Below are 16,337 nucleotides of genomic sequence, written 5' to 3'. Positions count from 1 at the left end.
CTCTTTTTACTTCCCCGGATTTTCGGCCATCAGGAAATAGATCGGCATCCCTCGGGAAACAAATTTCTCTTCATATTCCGTCATCACATTGTCCACAGCAAAGGGACTGTTGTGAAGATCCCGCGTTTGTTCCAACAAACGGAAGCCGGCAGCTTCCAGTTGTTCCAGGGAGAAGTCAAACAACTGCTCGTTATCGGTTTTGAGAATGACATGGCCGCCGGGACGCAATACTTGCTTGTATTTTTCTAAAAAAAAGGAGTAGGTCAAGCGGCGTTTGGCATGTCGTTTCTTGGGCCAGGGATCGCTGAAGTGCAAATAAATCCGATCCGCTTCATTCTCAGCGAAAGCTTCATCCAATTGGCGGATGTCCATCCACAAAAAGCGCAGGTTTTCGCATTCGGCTTCTTCCGCTTTTTGTAGAGCTTGGAGAAGCACTTCTTCGATCCGTTCCACCCCGATCCAGTTGATGCCGGGCTTTACTTGGCAAACCGTAGACAAAAAGCGGCCTTTGCCCGTTCCCAGTTCCATGTAAATCGGCTGATCGTTGCCAAATAAATTCCGCCACCGGCCTTTTACTTTTTCCGGCTCCATCACTGTCAGCGGATGCTCCATCACTTTTTGTTTTGCCTCAGGTTTCCGTCGTAGTCGCATGGCTGACTCCTTATCCTTCTGAATTCATCTTTACCATTATATCCAATGGCGGCAGTGGTACAATAGGAAGTCTATCCAAGGTCGGCAACTGCAAGGGAGACCTGACAAAGAGAAAGAAAAGAACACATCTCGGTATGGACAGTATCCCATCTGTGACGCGGAAATAGATATGGATTCCTTTGAACCCTGCTTTTTTCTATTCTTGACAAGATATTGGGGAGATTTTTTACGGAGTGGGTAGCATTGGCGTGAGAAGGGTGACTCTGTCTGGGATGAGCATTGTATAATGAACAGGATGGAGAATCGTTTGCAAAGGAGGGAGAACCATCGAACTAAGTCGCGTGGAACGGGACAAACACCGGAAAAGAAGGCGCAAGTGGTGGTTGTGGACACTCAGAATTTTATTTTTGTTGGCGCTGATGTATGGTGGATATCTGTTTTATCAAGTTTATAACGCTTATCAAGATTCCTATCAACCTTTGGACCGTGAAAAATCGGATAAACGGGAGCAGGCGGTTACGCTGAATGATCCGTTTACGGTCTTGTTAATCGGTACAGATGTCCGGAATGCGTCGGATCAGGACTGGCGTCCGGATGTTTTGATGGTGGCTGCGGTCAACCCGAAAAAGCATTCCATCAAAATGGTAAGCATTCCCCGGGACACCTATACGGAGATTGCCAATGCCAACGGATTGAAAACCAAGATCAACTCCTCCGCATACTATGGCAAAACCAGCGGCGTGGGGGGAGTGACCAATACCGTCCAGACGGTGGAAAACTTTCTGAATATCCCGATTGACCATTATGTTAAAATCAATTTCAACGGGTTTATGGACGTCGTAGATGCTGTGGACGGCGTGGATGTCAATGTGAAGTTTCCTTTCGCCGTCCGTCTGTTCGGGAAAATGCAGTACTACGAACCAGGTCCCCAGCAACTCAATGGGGAGCGGGCTTTGGGTTATGTAAGGATGCGAAAATCCGACCCCCGTGGTGACATGGGACGGAATGAACGGCAGCGGGAAGTGCTGCAGCAGATTATGAGCAAAATTGTCAGCATCCAGTCTGTTCACCGCCTGGATGACATCGTCCGTTCTGTTGGAAACAACGTGCAATTCAGCTTCAGCTTTCAGGAACTGACTGACCTGCAGAGCGTCTACCGGCAAACGCCCAAAAAGAACATCGAAAACCTTGAAGTGCAAGGGAAAAATGATAATCACAACCCTCGCGGCATCTGGTACTTTTACGTCACCGATCAAGAGCGGCTGCGCCTCAGCCATTTGCTGCAAAAGCAATTGGAACTGCCATTGGAGGACCTAAACGGCCAACCGTATCACGGACCGAATCCCGCCGGAGGCGGGCAACCGGGTACCGGTCAACCTTCGACCTCCGGCGGGGAAGCTCCCGCAAATGGGACTTCCGGTGGAGTACCTTCAACCGGTACCTCGTCGTCCAGCGGAACCGGCACGCCGTGAGTGCATCATCAGAACAGCCATCTCGCTGATGGCTGTTTTTTTGTATCTATCCGTTGGCTGGTTCTAACCACTCCGTAGCCCAATTATATAGAGAGAGCATAAAACTTGTGTAAAGGTCCTCTTAGGATATCGTGAAAAACGATCAATGGATGTGTGTTACCGGCTTTTTCTAGGAAAATCGACCTAAAAAAAAGGTTGCAAGTTGTGGGAATCTTATTTATCCTCATATTAGGAAAACGTTTTCCTGTAACAAACTGCATGCGCTTACATAGGTGGGGCGGATGCGGCAGGTAGCAGTAATGGGTTTTTGTTGTTGGAATCGTTCCATTATTAAAACAACTATACCGTCAAGGAGGCTGCCTTATGAAACTGGGTGTGTTTACCGTTCTCTTTTCGGAAAAGCCCTTTGAAGAAATGCTGGACTATGTGAAAGAAGCGGGACTGGATGCAGTGGAAATCGGTACCGGGGGTTATCCGGGGACGGCTCACTGTGACCCGGATCTGCTTCTCGAAGATGAAGGAAAGCTGCGGGCATTCAAGAAAGCGGTGGAAGATCGCGGACTGACGATTAGCGGTTTGAGCTGTCACGGTAATCCCCTGACACCGGATGCAGCTTTCGCCAAAGCTTCCCATGAAACGTTTGTGAAAACGGTTCAATTGGCAGAAAAGTTGGAAGTGCCTGTGGTCAATTGTTTCTCCGGAACTCCGGGTGACCACGACGGCGCCAAATATCCCAACTGGCCGGTGGCTCCCTGGCCCAACGAATTCCGTGAAGTGCTGAAGTGGCAATGGCAGGAGAAAATCATCCCGTATTGGAAAGAATGGGGCCGTTATGCCGCCGACCACCATGTAAAAGTTGCTCTGGAGCTGCACGGTGGTTTTTCGGTACATACCCCCGGCACATTGTTGAAGCTGAGGGAAGCGGTTGGGGAAGTGATCGGAGCCAATCTAGATCCCAGCCATCTGTGGTGGCAAGGAATCGATCCGGTGGCTGCCATCAAAATTCTGGGCCGTGCCGGAGCGATTCACCATTTCCATGCCAAGGATACCTATCTGGATCAGGATCAGATCAATATGCACGGATTGACGGATATGACTTCTTATGCGGATTTGCAGGAGCGGGCATGGATTTTCCGTACAGTGGGTTACGGTCACGACATGAAGGTGTGGACGGATATAATCAGTGCCTTACGCATGACGGGATACGATTATGTCGTCAGCATCGAGCACGAAGATGCTTTGTTGTCCATCGAAGAAGGATTTCATAAAGCCGTACAAAATCTGAAACCGATCATCATGAAAGAAGAACTCACCGATATGTGGTGGGTATAGGAGGATCCCCATGAGCAAGCTGAAAATCGGTATCATCGGTTGCGGCAGTATCGCCAAACACCGGCATATTCCTGAATATGCCCAGAACCCGAATGTGGAGTTGGTTGCGTTTTGCGACCGTGCAGAGGAGCGGGCCGCCGCCTTTGCAGAGCAATACGGCGGAAAAGCTTTCACCGATTACGAGGAACTGCTGGCACTGGAGGAATTGGATGCGGTCAGCGTCTGTACGCCCAACGCCCTTCACGCCCCGATCTCCATTGCGGCGGCACGGGCGCGCAAGCATGTCTTGTGCGAAAAGCCGATGGCGACTTCCCGTGAAGAAGCCCAGGCGATGATCGAGGCGGCGAAAGAAGCCGGCGTCATTCTTATGATCGGGCATAACCAGCGCTTGATGCCGCCTCACGTCAAAGCCAAGGAAATCCTGCAAAGCGGAACCCTCGGCAAGGTGCTCACTTTCCGCACGGCTTTCGCCCACGGCGGGCCGGAAGCATGGAGTGTGGAAGGAGCCGGCGGTTGGTTCTTCCAAAAGGATCAGGCCTTTGTAGGGGCCATGGGAGATCTCGGAGTACACAAAGCGGATCTGATCCGTTGGCTGTTGGACGATGAAGTGGTGGAAGTGGGAGCCTTTGTCGGAACGTTGCAAAAGGAAAACACCGATGTGGACGACAACGCCGTACTCATCCTGAAAACGGAGAAAGGAACCATCGGTACCATGGCTGCCAGCTGGACCCACCAACCAGGGGAAGACAACAGCACCACCCTATTCTGTGAAAAAGGTGTAGTGGAGATTGGCACGGATCCGGTGGACCAAGTAATTGTTCGCCGCGTGGACGGTTCGGTGGAGAAATACCAGGTAGGAGCCATCGCGACCAATGAGGAAGGCGGCCAAACGGACAGCGGTGTGATTGCCGCTTTTGTAGAGAGTATCCTAGCGAAAAAACCGTCGCCGATTCCCGGAGAAGAAGGGTTGAAATCCTTGGAAGTGATTCTGGCTGCATTGGATTCTGCTGAGAAAAAGCAAGTCGTGCAGGTAGTGCAACCGATTGCCCGTTAAGTAGGAAAAGCGTCGGCACCTTTGACAGGCTTGGAAGGGAGGTGATCCGTTCCGCTGTTCTACTCTATGAGAGGCATCGTCGGGAAGGGATGAGGACACCTGCTCAAGGGGGAGATGTATTGTGAAATGGCAGCGCTTACTCAGTTTCGCGTTGATTGGCACTCTGATCTTGCCGCTTGCTGCATGCGGGAGCAGCGGTGCGGGCAAGGAAGCGGAATCCGATGATCAGGTGAAAATAGTTTACGCCCGAGGCAAAGATGTCACCGGTGCCACGCAGAAAATCATCAAGGCTTTTGAGAAGAAACATCCCAACATCGATGTGGAATACCGGGAAATGCCGGCAGACACCGGGACGAGCCATGATCAGTATGTGACCATGCTGAGTGCCAAGTCCTCTGAAATCGACGTGTTTGACCTGGATGTGATCTGGCCGGCGGAGTTTGCCCAAGCCGGATATCTGGTGCCGTTGGATCGGTTTATTCAAAAGGACGGCCTGGACCTGGAGAAATACAACGATGCCGCGATCGAAGCCGGCAAATACAACGGCAAGCAATGGACCATGCCGGCATATATCGACAACGGCCTTCTGTTTTATCGCAAAGATATCGTGAAAAATCCGCCGAAAACATGGGATGAGCTGATCCAGCAGGCGAAGCGGGATCAAGGTGAAAAAGGGACCAAGTACGGGTATCTGATGCAAGCCAAACAGTACGAAGGGCTGGTTTGCAACTTTATCGAGTTTGTCGAATCTTACGGGGGAAAAGTTCTGGACAAGAACGGCAAGGTGGCGATCAACAGTCCGGATTCGGTGCAGGGATTGAAGAAGATGATGGAGCTGGCCCAGTCTGATGTGGTGCCGGGGAATATTACGTCCTTTACCGAATTGGAATCCCACACGTCTTTTATCGAAGGCGAATCCCCCTTTATCCGGAACTGGCCCTATCAATACGCCTTGGCTCAGGACAAAAAGCAGTCCAAAATTGTCGGCAAAGTCGGGGTGACACAACTGCCCGAAGGGGATGAAAAGAGTGCGGCTACGCTGGGTGGATGGGCCACCGGAATCAATAAATTTTCCAAACACAAAAAAGAGGCTTGGGAATTCATGAAATTCTTGAACGGCCCCGAGGGACAAAAGATCGCCGCAGTCCACGGAGGCCGGGCACCGACGTACATGCCGCTATATGATGATGCCGAAGTGAAAAAAGCAAGTCCGCTGTTTGCCGACAAGGCGTACATCGAAGGGGTGAAGAATGCGGTTCCGCGTCCGATATCACCGCAATACCCCGAGATCTCCGACATCATCCAAATCGAGGTGTCCAAAGCCTTGGCCGGAAAGCAGTCCGCTGAAGAAGCCGTCAAAAACATGGATCAGAAGCTGAAAAAAGTGCTGAAGTGAGCGGTTTAAAGGAGGGAGACTGGAATGAACGGTTGGAAAAAATGGCTGGCAGCCGGGTTGGCTTTCGTCATGGTCGGCTCGCTGGCCGCGTGTAGCAGCGGTGGCAATGAGGCAGAAGAAGGCGGAAAAGTAAAGCTGATTTATGCCCGGGGGAAAGATGTGACCGGTGCGACGACACAGTTGGTGAAGGAGTTTGAGAAACAGCATCCCAATATCGATGTGGAATTTCGGGAAATGCCGGCAGATACCGGGCAGAGCCATGATCAGTATGTCACCATGCTGAGTGCCAAGTCCTCCGAGATCGACGTGTTTGATCTGGATGTGATCTGGCCGGCGGAATTTGCCCAAGCCGGATATCTGTTGCCGTTGGATCGGTTTATCCAAAAAGACGGCATTGACATGAGCCAATACAACGATGGGGCTGTGGAGGCCGGCAAGTATAACGGCAAACAGTGGACGATGCCCAAGTTTATGGATGCCGGGCTGCTGTTCTATCGGAAAGACATCGTGAAAAATCCGCCAAAAACATGGGATGAGCTAACCAAACAGGCTGAACAGTATAAAGGTAAAGGCGGAACCAAGTACGGGTATCTGATGCAAGCCAAACAATATGAAGGGTTGGTCTGTAACTTTGTCGAGTTCGCCGGCGCCTACGGCGGCAAAGTGTTGGATGACAAAGGCAAAGTGGCTGTAAACAATCCGGGCACGATCAAAGGGTTGAAAAAGATGATGGAAGTGGCCAAGTCCGATTATGTGCCGGGGAACATCAGTTCCTTCACCGAGCTGGAATCCCACACGGCCTTTATCGAAGGACAATCCCCCTTTATCCGGAACTGGCCTTACCAGTACGCGCTGGCGCAAGACAAAAAGCAATCCAAAATCGCCGATAAGGTCGACGTGGCTCCGCTTCCTGCCGGAGATCAAGGCCGGGCTGCGACCCTCGGCGGCTGGCACACCGGAATCAATAAATATTCCAAGCACAAAAAAGAGGCTTGGGAGTTCGTCAAGTTCATGACCGGGAAAGAAGGTCAAAAGATTACAGCGATCAAGGGCGGTTCCGCTCCGACCTACATGCCTCTGTACGATGATCCCGAAGTGAAGAAAGCCAGCCCGCTGTTCGCCAACAAAGATTTCGTAGAGGGCATGAAAAACGCCATCCCGCGTCCGGTCTCCCCGCAATATCCGGAGATCTCCGACATCATCCAGATCGAAGTCTCCAAAGCCTTGGCCGGAAAGCAGTCGGCAGAAGAAGCGGTTAAAAATATGGATCAGAAGCTGAAAAAAGTGGTGAAGTAAGCTTCAAGTCTGACTGGCGGAAAGCCGCAGAGGCCGTTCTTTGCGGCTTTCCTTCATCATCCCGTGCGAATTCCTGCAAAAGTAGGTGAAAAACATGAAGCAAGGAAACAGGAGAGGGATTTCCGAAACGCAGATCGGCTATCTGCTCGTTATTCCCGCCCTGCTCGTGATCCTCGTCATCGCGATCTGGCCGGTGATTCAGTCGTTTTGGCTCAGCTTACACGATGTGCGTTTGAACGATCCGGCCAAGAATAAAATTCATTCGGATTATGCCTTGAATTTAGAGCAATACGCGGACACGATCCCGTATTTTGGGCCCAACCTGGACAAGGAAATCAAAAAAGCGGACGCCAAGACAAAAGAACGGCTTGAGCGAGTCAAGCAGAATTTCCAAGACTTGCAGGCAGAGTTGAACAAAGATCCGGAGTTTGCCAAGAAGTATGACAAAGTGGATGAGTTGCTCCTCAACTTCGAAACGATCCCTGAAGATCTGAAGTTCGTGGAATTGCAGCCCGCTCAGGCCAAAGCCGCCAAACAGAAGCTGGACAGTGTCTACCGGGAGTTGGCGGCGTTGGATAAGGAGAAAAAGCTGAAAAAGCCCGACGATACCCTGGGGCTGGTAAAAGGGTTACGGGATTCCATGGTGGAACCCAACTTCGTCGGTTTGAAATATTATCAATATTATTTGAATGATAACCGCATGTGGACCTCCCTGGAAAACACCATGGTATTTACCGTGATATCCGTGACCCTGGAGTTGGTACTGGGGTTGTGGATCGCCATGCTGATCAACAAGCACTTCATCGGCCGGGGGTTGGTTCGGGCTTCGGTGTTGATCCCCTGGGCGATTCCGACAGTCATCTCCGCTTTGATGTGGAAATTTCTGTTTGATGGACAAAACGGCATCATGGCCAAGCTCTTTGCGGAGATCGGATTGATTCCCGATATGGGAACGCTTTTAACCACGAAATTCTGGTCGATGTTTGCAGTGATATTCTCCGATGTGTGGAAAACAACACCCTTCATGGCTCTCTTGATTCTGGCGGGATTGCAAACCATTCCCCAGAGCTTGTACGAAGCGGCCCGGGTGGACGGAGCTTCCAAAGTACAGCAGTTTTTTACCATTACGCTGCCTTTGCTGAAGTCGACCATTTTGGTGGCGCTGTTGTTCCGTACGCTGGACGCATTCCGGGTGTTTGATTTGATCTATGTGTTGACGGGGGGCGGTCCGGCTAACGCGACGGAGACCATTTCCGTCTATGCATATAAAGTGATGTTTGCCCAGACCAACTTCGGAGCGGGATCGGCACTGGCTGTGATTGTGTTCTTCTGTGTGGCGATTATCAGCATGGTTTTCGTCAAATTCCTCGGCAAGGACTTGGTCAGTGACGGCCGCGGACGATAAGAACGGCAAGGAAGGAGTGGGCAGGGATGCAGAAAAAAGCAGGACCGATGTTTTATGTATTTTTGGCTGTGTTTGTTTTCGCCGTACTGTTTCCTTTTCTCTGGATTTTAAGCGCTTCTCTAAAGCCGCCGAGTGAGCTGTTCGGGGATCATGCCTTCCGGGTGTTGGCTAACCATCCCACATTGGAAAACTATGAGCGTGTCTTTACCCAGCGTCCGTTTGTCACTTATCTGTGGAACAGCTTAGTGGTGGCGGCGTTGACCACCTTGTATTCCATTTTTATCGCCTCGATTGCCGCCTACGCGATCGCCCGGCTGCGATTCCGGGGTAAAACCGTTATTTTGGGAATCGTGCTCGCAGTGTCGATGTTCCCGCAGATTGCCACGATTTCCCCGATCTTTCTCTTTATGCAGGAAGTGAATCTGACCAACTCGTATCTGGGGTTGATCATCCCTTATACTACGTTTGCTTTGCCGCTGGCTATCTGGAATATGACGATTTTCTTTCGGAAAATCCCCTATGACTTGGAGGAAGCGGCCAGGGTGGACGGGGCTTCCGTGTTCCAGACAATGCGCAAGGTGATCTTTCCCTTGGCGTTGCCGGGAACGTTTACTACGGCCATCTTGGTCTTTATCGCAGCATGGAACGAGTTTTTCTTTGCCCTGACCATCAACACCGAAGAGAGCATGAAGACGGTTCCGGTGGGGATTGCCCTGTTTCAGGGGCAGTATACGATGCCTTGGGGAGAGATCTCTGCTGCTGCGATTGTGGTGACCATCCCCTTGGTGATTATGGTACTCATTTTCCAGCGGCGCATTATTTCCGGCTTGACTGCCGGTGCGGTGAAGGAATGAATGACGCATAAATAAGCAGAGGTAGACCAACGGGGCGGGTGGTTTGTTCATGAGTGTAACCATACGGGACGTAGCGAAGCGGGCAGGGGTATCCATCGCTACGGTTTCCCGGGTGCTGAATCAATCCAAGCCCGTCAGCGAGTCCTTGCGGAAAAAAATTATGAAAGCCGTTGAGGAGACCGGTTATCGACCGAATGCCGTAGCCCGCAGTCTCATTCATAAGCGGACCGGTTTGGTTGGGGTTATCATTCCGGAGATCTACAATCCTTATTTTTCCGGATTGGTGCAAGGGATTGAAAGTATCGCCCAGCAATCCGGGTATTCGGTTATGTTGGCGGTTTCCGGGAAAAGTGTGGAGCAAGAGCTGGAAATGCTGCAAATTTTTCAAACCCGTCAGATGGAAGGGGTGATTCTGGCTTCCAGCCGGTGGAGCAGGGAGCACCGCCGCTGGTTTACTCAGGCGCCGATGCCCTGTGTGATTATCGGTCGACCAGCGGGATCCCTTTCATCAGTCTGTACGGCAATCATCGATAATCGGAAGGCTGCCTATGAAGCCGTTCGCTACCTGATTCAGCTGGGGCATCGCCGTATTGGGATGATTCGGGGACCTAAGTGGGACCGGGCTTCTGGAGAGGAGCGATATGCGGGTTATCGGGATGCGCTGCGGGAAGCTGATATTCCGCCCCGGCGTCAGTGGGTCGCGGTGCGGGAAGAATTTCAAGTGATCGATGGGTATCAAGGCATGAAACAAATCGCTGCAGCCAAGGAGAAGCCCACTGCCGTATTTTGTGCCTGTGACCGGATAGCAGTAGGTGCGATGCAGTATTTGGAAGAGCAGGGGGTGAGCGTACCCGGCGATTTGTCGATCGTTGGATTTGATGATGAGGAACTGGCCCGGATCGTCACCCCTTCGCTTACCACCGTGCGACATCAGCCTTTTGAGATGGGTGTACAGGCGGCAACCATGTTGACCGAACAAATGCTGAATCAACAGAAAATGGGGAAGGAAGCTGTGCTTCCCCACCAATTGGTTGTCCGGAACAGCACGGCTCCGCCATCCGAATGAAACAGGCATCGTTCTCCCGTCTGCTGTTTAGAGGGAAAAGGTGGCTGTTTCATTTCGCCAGGCCGGATGGCTGACTCAGGCGAAAACCGCACATTCCTTGCTCCATCTGTTAATCTATGAAGAGTGTGAACAACCAAGAGCGGTTGTTTTGGTTGGTCGTTAAAAAAGGAGTGAGGTCGGATGGACGGAGTCTGGGATTTCTTCGGGTTGGCGGTTCTCTATGGATTGGGAATCAACGGCTATGCTTATTATCTCTTTCGCAAGGATAAACGGCAGGCACAGCAGGGCGGCTGGCGTGTGCCGGAACGATCCCTCTTTATAACGGCTTACTTGGGCGGCGGCTTTGGAGCCTGGCATGGCATGCAGACTTTTCACCACAAAACCCGGCAGCCCCGGTTTTTGTGGGGGGTTCGAGGAGCGATGGTGCTCAATGTGCTGTGTTTTTTGGGGTTGTGTTATATCCTGTTTGTGTAACTAAGCTCGTCACAAAAAGTGACGAGCTTGAGACTGCTGACAAAGTTTCTTGATATGAGCTGAAGAACTCTTTTGCCCGAGCAGCGACTTTTGACGACGAACTTAGCGAAAAGTGAGGAGACGAGACAAGAAGCGGCGCATAGCACGACCTGGGAGCTTGCGACCAAGGCGTGACGTGTGCCCTGTGGGTGCTTGTACTTTTTGAGTGCACTCCGCATTGTGCCGCGTCTCGTTGAATCTCTTGGAGCGGACGGTATGACTTCTGCGTCGGAGGAAAGGGAGCAATGGGCAAAAGAGTCGAAGCGATCATACAGGTTTGTCATCAATCTGGCCACGTACCCACGGCGGCTTTTGCTATCATTTAAACGAATAAGTTCAGTTTGGCATCATAAGCTTCACCGAGATAAGCGGCCACTCCGCCGGTTTCGATGCCGTCGATCAACTCGTCTTCCCGGATGCCCAGCACATCCATGGACATGGTGCAGGCTACCATTTTGACATCCAGTTCTTTGGCCATTTCCATCAACTGCGGCAAGGTGGAGATATTTTTCCTTTTCATCGCGTATTTCATCATCTTTGAACCCAGTCCGCCCATATTCATCTTCGAGAGCCCCAGCTTGTTGGGCCCCTTCGGCATCATGACGCCGAACATTTTTCCATCCACCCTTTTTTAGGCGGGACGGCGTTTTCCTTCCGCAGGATGTTCAATCCCCATAACGTGAAGAACATGGTTACTTGATAGCCGCAACCCCTGTAGCGATGATAAAGCTGGCAATGGCTTTATCCAGGTCGCCGCTGAACACAATCAATGTGGGTTTCGGATCAATGGATTGTGGACCAGTCGGCAGCCAGCAGTCCATATATACAGATGTCCACATATGAACCCTGTTTCAAGTAGGCCTGACGGAGTTGACCTTCCAACCGGAAACCGAGACGGAGCGGAACAGCTTGACTGGCTCTATTTTCTTTTTCACAGCGGATCTCAATTCGATGAAGCCGAAGTTCCATAAACAGATAGTCAATCAAGGTCCGGACCGCTTTGGTCATAATGCCTTTTCCGGTATGGGACTGAGCCAGCCAATATCCAATCTCTGCCGAATGATTCTGCTCATCCAGCCGTTCCACCGTCACAGAGCCGACCAGTGCCGGTCCGTTCCAAATACCAAAATGAGCTTCTCCTCTGCCGGCAAATCCAGAAAGGGATCGGAGGATATAGGCTTCGGCATCTTGTTGGGAATGAATACCGTCAATCCAGGAGATCCATAGCCGAAGGTGGTTCCGGTTGGATTGAATCACTTGAAATAAAGCAGAAGCATGGGAACGGTCAAACTGACGCAACTGAAGGGATGGTTCAACCATGAGAGTCAGCATAGGCATTCCTTCTTCCATAAGTCACCGATACAGGTTCGGATATAGTCTTAAAATGCGAGGGCTGCTCTTATACGTTCTTGGTCATGGTCATTTTGGCAATCATTCGCTAAGATAGAAATATCACGTGTTTCAGGGGTGGAGTGGCATGTCCTGCGGGCGGAAAATGATGGTTGCTTTGATCACCTGTGGTCGGAACAGCGTCTGATGAAACTGGCTGCCCACTGGTTGAAAGGGAAGGCCCGGATTCATCAGAAGGGGTGCTGTATCAGGCTGACGTCGACCGGTTTATTTTGATGGATACCCATGAAGAGGTACTGTTCCGAGGAAATGAACCCTGTCTGGTGAAAAAAGAGAGAGTATTGGTCGATCCCTCTATTCCGGCGGGGCCCAATGTTCGGTATCGGTTGCTGTTGACCCGAGGGTTATCCAAGGGCGGACAGCCGGAAAAGGTATTGACAGTGGATTAATGGCTGGGGAAAAGCAGGATGGTACGAAGTTATCAGTTGCGTTAGAATCCAAAGGAAGAGCAGGTGCACGAAGTAATTCACTCAGAGAAATAATCCGGGGAGGGAGCATGGATGGAAACCCAGGTCTATCTCATACGTCATGGCGAAACAATGTGGAACCGAGAGAAGCGAATTCAGGGACACCGCAATATTCCGCTGTCTCAAGAGGGGGTTCGCCAAGCGGTAAAGCTGGCAGCCGCCATGCAGGATACTTCTTTGGATGCGATCTACAGCAGTGACTTGGATCGAGCGGTCCAAACAGCGCAATTCATTGCGGAGGGTAAGGGGTTACCGGTGACAAAGATGCCGGAATTGCGGGAGCGTCACTTTGGGCAGTGGGAGGGCTGTACCCTGGATGAAATTCAGGAACAGTATCCTCTAGAATGGCGGGAGGTGTGGCATAAGGGCGGGGCGTACGATATCGAGCCTTTTGAACACACTCGAGGCCGTATGTTGAATCAAGTGCGGCAACTGGTGGACCGACATCCTGGAGAAACCATCGCGGTGGTCAGCCATGGCGGCAGTATCAACGCAGTTCTGGATGTACTGACTGAAGGGGAGTATGGGCCAGGAAAACACCGTCTCGGCAATACCAGTGTTACCCGCCTGGTATATCATCCAAAGCGAGGCTGGTCCGTCATAAAAGTGAATTGTACGGTTCACTTGACGGAATCATCCCAGACTGCGCTGTAAAGGCGTCATTGATACCTTTGTCCCTTTAGTTGGGCTCCCTATGTTACTGATGCCGTTGACCGGCATCCTTTTCCGGAATGGATGGAGCGGTTATCCGAGGAAGAACAGAGTAAAGGAACTGTTGGAAGAAGGGGGATACCGTGGTGCAAAACCAGCAATGTCCATCACGGGAAACCAAAACTTTAACAGTACAGCTGATCGTGGGACTGGCTATAACCCTGGCATGTATTCTTTTGTTTACCGAGTTGGGGGAAGATGTGTCCCAACGGGAAACGTTTGTGGTGGATTTGTTGTTGATCCGTTGGGTAGAAGCACTTCGTTCACCTGGGGTGACCAAGTGGATGAATCATGTAACGGATCTCGGGTCTGTCACTTGGCTGACCATGGCTACTATCATTACAACGATTGCCTTGTGGAGGCGGGGAAAGCTGCGGGACGGAGTGATGGTTGCGGCGGGAATGGCGGCGACCAGTATTCTAAATACAGCTCTGAAGGACATGTATGAACGGCAGCGGCCGGAAGATGCTTTGATTCACGAGATAGGGTACAGCTTTCCCAGCGGGCACGCGATGGGGGCGATGGCCTTTTACAGCTTTTTGCTGTATCTGATGATCAAAAGTACATGGCAGCCATGGATCAAAAGCTGTACGGGATTGCTGCTGCTCGGTATTATTGCGGTAGTGGGATGGAGCCGGGTCTACCTGGGCGTTCATTATCCAACGGATGTGATCGCGGGGTTTGTGGCTGGTGCGTTCATCGTCATCACGTCACTGTGCATCCGGGAGACGTATCGCCGTTATCGGCAGCGAAGCTCCTGGTCTTCCTCTTAGTTCAACAACCGTCCTGAAAAAACAGGACGGTTTTTTCATTCCTCCAATATTTCTCCTACATACATAGATAAATGACCGGGCAATATCGACAGGTTCACCGGGGTAAACTCCCCCTTTTCCCCGTCGCAGTCGATTTCTTGTGGAGGAGAGGCGGAGATCGTCAAGTCTTTGGCGTGAAAATACATCAGATCATCGCTGTCCGGCCATTCTTTGGTAAGGATGGACATCAGCATCGACCATATGCTGTCAAGGGAAGTTTCCTTGATCACCAGCACATCCATCTGACCGTCATCAATACGGCTGTGGGGGAAGAAGGCTTGCACACCCCCGATGTAAGAGCCGTTGCCGACCAGAAGCATGGTGGCTTCTCCTTCAAAAGCGATGTCTTCTGATTGAATCCGAAGCTGGAAGGACTTTTGATCCCACAAGTTTTGAACGGCACTGAAGTAATAAGCCAGACGGCCTAACCGCTCCTTGGATTGATTTTGGATATCCAGGGAGACTTCTGTAATCAGTCCGATTCCCCAAAAGTTGAGAAAATAACGCCCTTGGCTGCTCATCCCCACATCGATGCGGCGCTCCCGTTTCTGCAGAATCTGTTTCACTGCGGCGAGAGGCTCCTGTTCCATGCCGAGGGCGCGGGAAAAATCGTTGCATGTACCGCCGGGAAGGATGGCCAAGGGGGGGCGCTGGACCAGGGAAGACAACGCGTTGGTTAACTCATGGACCGTTCCGTCCCCGCCGCCGGCGATGATCAGGTCTCGATCAGTCGCCACTTCTTTCAGGCGCAAAGCTCCGTCTCCGGGTTGAGTCGTTTGGTAAACGGTTACTTGGTCAAATCCTGTTTGCAATAAACGGGTGATATCGTCCAGTGCGTAAAACAACTGGCGCCGTCCGGCGGCCGGGTTAAGTATCAGTTCGGCGTGTGTCATAAATCAGGCGGCGTCCTTCCTTTCATAATGAATGATTTCTTTCCATATTTTATCGCAGCCCGATGGTTTTTACTAGTTTTCCTGCATCGACAGGCCCAAACTCTTTCGAGATGGAGGGCCCTATACCGACAGACTGAACTCTCCGAAATATGGGATGCTAACAGTCCGTCGAGATCTGACTGTAACCGGAGGATGACAGCAGACCGGCTGGTCTCCGGGCTTTCACAGGACATCATGGTCATGGATCAAGGGTGTTTACCAAACATTTCACATAGAAAGGAAAAAAGGACTATAATAATATCAAATACAGATTAAACCACTCGGGATAATGGAGATGAATCGTGATGGGTGTAGAGTTTAACGAGCTGTTTGATCAATGGGCAGCGTCTTATGATGCCGCAGTGGCTGGTCAACATCCCGAATACCGGGAAGTGTTTGAGAAATACACTGATATTTTGAACAGAGTGGTTCGGACTTTAAGCTTGCCCCAGGGGTCGCGTGTTTTGGAAATCGGGGTGGGGACGGGCAACTTGACCCATCGATTGATCCAAGCTGGATATGAAGTAACGGGTGTAGAGCCCTCTTTGGAAATGCGGCGTCAAGCACTGCAAAAGCTACCTCGGCTGAATCTCTATCCGGGACACTTTTTAGATCTTCCCAATGGTAATTATGACGGGGTGGTCAGTACGTATGCTTTTCATCATCTGACAGATCCAGAAAAAGAAACAGCACTGGAAATGTTGGCAGAACGATTGGGTCCGAAAGGGCGTATCATTTTTGCCGATACGATGTTCCGGGATGACGAAACAAAATCGGCACGCATTCAGGAAGCGGAAAGGCGCGGAATGAAAGAATTAGCTGCGGATTTGCGGCGGGAGTATTATCCCACCTTGCCAGTCATGAAAAAGATTACGCAAAAAGCGGGGTTGAAGGCGGAGTTTATTCCGTTGAACAGGTATGTATGGTTGATGGAAGCGCGCAAAAATCTGGCGGAGTAATCGATTG

At 51.2% G+C, this 16,337-nt stretch carries 16 protein-coding genes and 1 pseudogene; 13 read left to right on the top strand and 4 right to left on the bottom strand.

Translation table 11 applies throughout. The features are described 5' to 3' along the window. Positions 1 to 6 precede the first annotated feature (6 nt). A complete protein-coding gene (gene trmB / locus IEW70_RS10825) occupies positions 7 to 651 on the bottom strand; it encodes a tRNA (guanosine(46)-N7)-methyltransferase TrmB (protein WP_188647951.1) in 645 nt (214 codons plus the stop codon). 383 nt (positions 652 to 1,034) lie between these two features. Here trmB and IEW70_RS10820 point away from each other — a divergent pair, with 383 nt between their 5' ends. The 9 genes from IEW70_RS10820 (at position 1,035) to IEW70_RS10780 (ending at position 11,000) form a co-directional block, all read left to right on the top strand. Further along, positions 1,035 to 2,123, top strand: coding sequence for an LCP family glycopolymer transferase (locus IEW70_RS10820; RefSeq protein ID WP_229751936.1), 1,089 nt, complete (start codon positions 1,035 to 1,037; stop codon positions 2,121 to 2,123). A 363-nt stretch (positions 2,124 to 2,486) separates the two neighbouring features. Then, a complete protein-coding gene (locus IEW70_RS10815; protein WP_188647950.1) occupies positions 2,487 to 3,455 on the top strand; it encodes a sugar phosphate isomerase/epimerase family protein in 969 nt (322 codons plus the stop codon). 10 nt (positions 3,456 to 3,465) lie between these two features. Continuing rightward, positions 3,466 to 4,509 carry a Gfo/Idh/MocA family protein gene (locus IEW70_RS10810; protein WP_188647949.1) on the top strand — a complete coding sequence of 348 codons (1,044 nt, stop codon included), beginning with the start codon at positions 3,466 to 3,468 and terminating at the stop codon, positions 4,507 to 4,509. 118 nt (positions 4,510 to 4,627) lie between these two features. Beyond that, positions 4,628 to 5,905, top strand: a complete 1,278-nt coding sequence (locus IEW70_RS10805; protein ID WP_188648053.1) for an ABC transporter substrate-binding protein — start codon at positions 4,628 to 4,630, stop codon at positions 5,903 to 5,905. A gap of 24 nt (positions 5,906 to 5,929) precedes the next feature. Beyond that, a complete protein-coding gene (locus IEW70_RS10800; RefSeq protein ID WP_188647948.1) occupies positions 5,930 to 7,201 on the top strand; it encodes an ABC transporter substrate-binding protein in 1,272 nt (423 codons plus the stop codon). A 94-nt stretch (positions 7,202 to 7,295) separates the two neighbouring features. Continuing rightward, positions 7,296 to 8,606 (top strand): carbohydrate ABC transporter permease, encoded by a 1,311-nt coding sequence (locus tag IEW70_RS10795; RefSeq protein WP_188647947.1) that lies wholly within the window; start codon positions 7,296 to 7,298, stop codon positions 8,604 to 8,606. A 26-nt stretch (positions 8,607 to 8,632) separates the two neighbouring features. After that, a complete protein-coding gene (locus IEW70_RS10790) occupies positions 8,633 to 9,460 on the top strand; it encodes a carbohydrate ABC transporter permease (protein ID WP_188647946.1) in 828 nt (275 codons plus the stop codon). Positions 9,461 to 9,509: 49 nt separating this feature from the next. Further along, positions 9,510 to 10,526 (top strand): LacI family DNA-binding transcriptional regulator, encoded by a 1,017-nt coding sequence (locus IEW70_RS10785; RefSeq protein WP_188647945.1) that lies wholly within the window; start codon positions 9,510 to 9,512, stop codon positions 10,524 to 10,526. A gap of 180 nt (positions 10,527 to 10,706) precedes the next feature. Continuing rightward, positions 10,707 to 11,000 carry a DUF1294 domain-containing protein gene (locus tag IEW70_RS10780; protein ID WP_188647944.1) on the top strand — a complete coding sequence of 98 codons (294 nt, stop codon included), beginning with the start codon at positions 10,707 to 10,709 and terminating at the stop codon, positions 10,998 to 11,000. A 361-nt stretch (positions 11,001 to 11,361) separates the two neighbouring features. Here IEW70_RS10780 and IEW70_RS10775 read toward each other — a convergent pair. After that, positions 11,362 to 11,860 (bottom strand): annotated as a pseudogene (locus tag IEW70_RS10775) (DsrE/DsrF/DrsH-like family protein). After that, positions 11,823 to 12,371 carry a GNAT family N-acetyltransferase gene (locus IEW70_RS10770; protein WP_188647943.1) on the bottom strand — a complete coding sequence of 183 codons (549 nt, stop codon included), beginning with the start codon at positions 12,369 to 12,371 and terminating at the stop codon, positions 11,823 to 11,825. Before IEW70_RS10770 ends, IEW70_RS10775 begins: the two are co-directional and overlap by 38 nt. A gap of 257 nt (positions 12,372 to 12,628) precedes the next feature. Here IEW70_RS10770 and IEW70_RS10765 point away from each other — a divergent pair, with 257 nt between their 5' ends. The 3 genes from IEW70_RS10765 to IEW70_RS10755 all read left to right on the top strand — a co-directional run bounded on the left by IEW70_RS10765 (position 12,629) and on the right by IEW70_RS10755 (position 14,400). Next, positions 12,629 to 12,838, top strand: a complete 210-nt coding sequence (locus IEW70_RS10765; RefSeq protein WP_188647942.1) for a hypothetical protein — start codon at positions 12,629 to 12,631, stop codon at positions 12,836 to 12,838. Between the two features lie 111 nt (positions 12,839 to 12,949). Beyond that, positions 12,950 to 13,570: a histidine phosphatase family protein gene (locus tag IEW70_RS10760; protein WP_188647941.1), complete on the top strand. Its 621-nt coding sequence runs from the start codon at positions 12,950 to 12,952 to the stop codon at positions 13,568 to 13,570. A gap of 143 nt (positions 13,571 to 13,713) precedes the next feature. Next, positions 13,714 to 14,400 carry a phosphatase PAP2 family protein gene (locus IEW70_RS10755; RefSeq protein ID WP_188647940.1) on the top strand — a complete coding sequence of 229 codons (687 nt, stop codon included), beginning with the start codon at positions 13,714 to 13,716 and terminating at the stop codon, positions 14,398 to 14,400. Positions 14,401 to 14,435: 35 nt separating this feature from the next. Here IEW70_RS10755 and IEW70_RS10750 read toward each other — a convergent pair whose 3' ends face one another. Next, positions 14,436 to 15,332 (bottom strand): diacylglycerol/lipid kinase family protein, encoded by an 897-nt coding sequence (locus tag IEW70_RS10750; RefSeq protein WP_188647939.1) that lies wholly within the window; start codon positions 15,330 to 15,332, stop codon positions 14,436 to 14,438. A 344-nt stretch (positions 15,333 to 15,676) separates the two neighbouring features. Between IEW70_RS10750 and IEW70_RS10745 the strand changes: the two genes are divergently transcribed. After that, positions 15,677 to 16,330 (top strand): class I SAM-dependent methyltransferase, encoded by a 654-nt coding sequence (locus IEW70_RS10745; RefSeq protein ID WP_188647938.1) that lies wholly within the window; start codon positions 15,677 to 15,679, stop codon positions 16,328 to 16,330. Positions 16,331 to 16,337 lie beyond the last annotated feature (7 nt).

The sequence above is a fragment of the Marinithermofilum abyssi genome (genome assembly GCF_014641195.1).
GTDB classification, from domain to species: domain Bacteria; phylum Bacillota; class Bacilli; order Thermoactinomycetales; family DSM-45169; genus Marinithermofilum; species Marinithermofilum abyssi.
Note: the sequence above shows the minus strand (reverse complement) of the source record. Positions and strands in the feature narration are given on the sequence as shown.

Bases quoted from the DNA above. Each gene is read 5' to 3' on its own strand.
- trmB (WP_188647951.1), bottom strand. From the start codon at position 651: ATGCGACTACGACGGAAACCTGAGGCAAAACAAAAAGTGATGGAGCAT.
- IEW70_RS10815 (WP_188647950.1), top strand. From the start codon at position 2,487: ATGAAACTGGGTGTGTTTACCGTTCTCTTTTCGGAAAAGCCCTTTGAA.
- IEW70_RS10810 (WP_188647949.1), top strand. From the start codon at position 3,466: ATGAGCAAGCTGAAAATCGGTATCATCGGTTGCGGCAGTATCGCCAAA.
- IEW70_RS10800 (WP_188647948.1), top strand. From the start codon at position 5,930: ATGAACGGTTGGAAAAAATGGCTGGCAGCCGGGTTGGCTTTCGTCATG.
- IEW70_RS10795 (WP_188647947.1), top strand. From the start codon at position 7,296: ATGAAGCAAGGAAACAGGAGAGGGATTTCCGAAACGCAGATCGGCTAT.
- IEW70_RS10790 (WP_188647946.1), top strand. From the start codon at position 8,633: ATGCAGAAAAAAGCAGGACCGATGTTTTATGTATTTTTGGCTGTGTTT.
- IEW70_RS10785 (WP_188647945.1), top strand. From the start codon at position 9,510: ATGAGTGTAACCATACGGGACGTAGCGAAGCGGGCAGGGGTATCCATC.
- IEW70_RS10780 (WP_188647944.1), top strand. From the start codon at position 10,707: ATGGACGGAGTCTGGGATTTCTTCGGGTTGGCGGTTCTCTATGGATTG.
- IEW70_RS10770 (WP_188647943.1), bottom strand. From the start codon at position 12,371: ATGCTGACTCTCATGGTTGAACCATCCCTTCAGTTGCGTCAGTTTGAC.
- IEW70_RS10760 (WP_188647941.1), top strand. From the start codon at position 12,950: ATGGAAACCCAGGTCTATCTCATACGTCATGGCGAAACAATGTGGAAC.
- IEW70_RS10750 (WP_188647939.1), bottom strand. From the start codon at position 15,332: ATGACACACGCCGAACTGATACTTAACCCGGCCGCCGGACGGCGCCAG.
- IEW70_RS10745 (WP_188647938.1), top strand. From the start codon at position 15,677: ATGGGTGTAGAGTTTAACGAGCTGTTTGATCAATGGGCAGCGTCTTAT.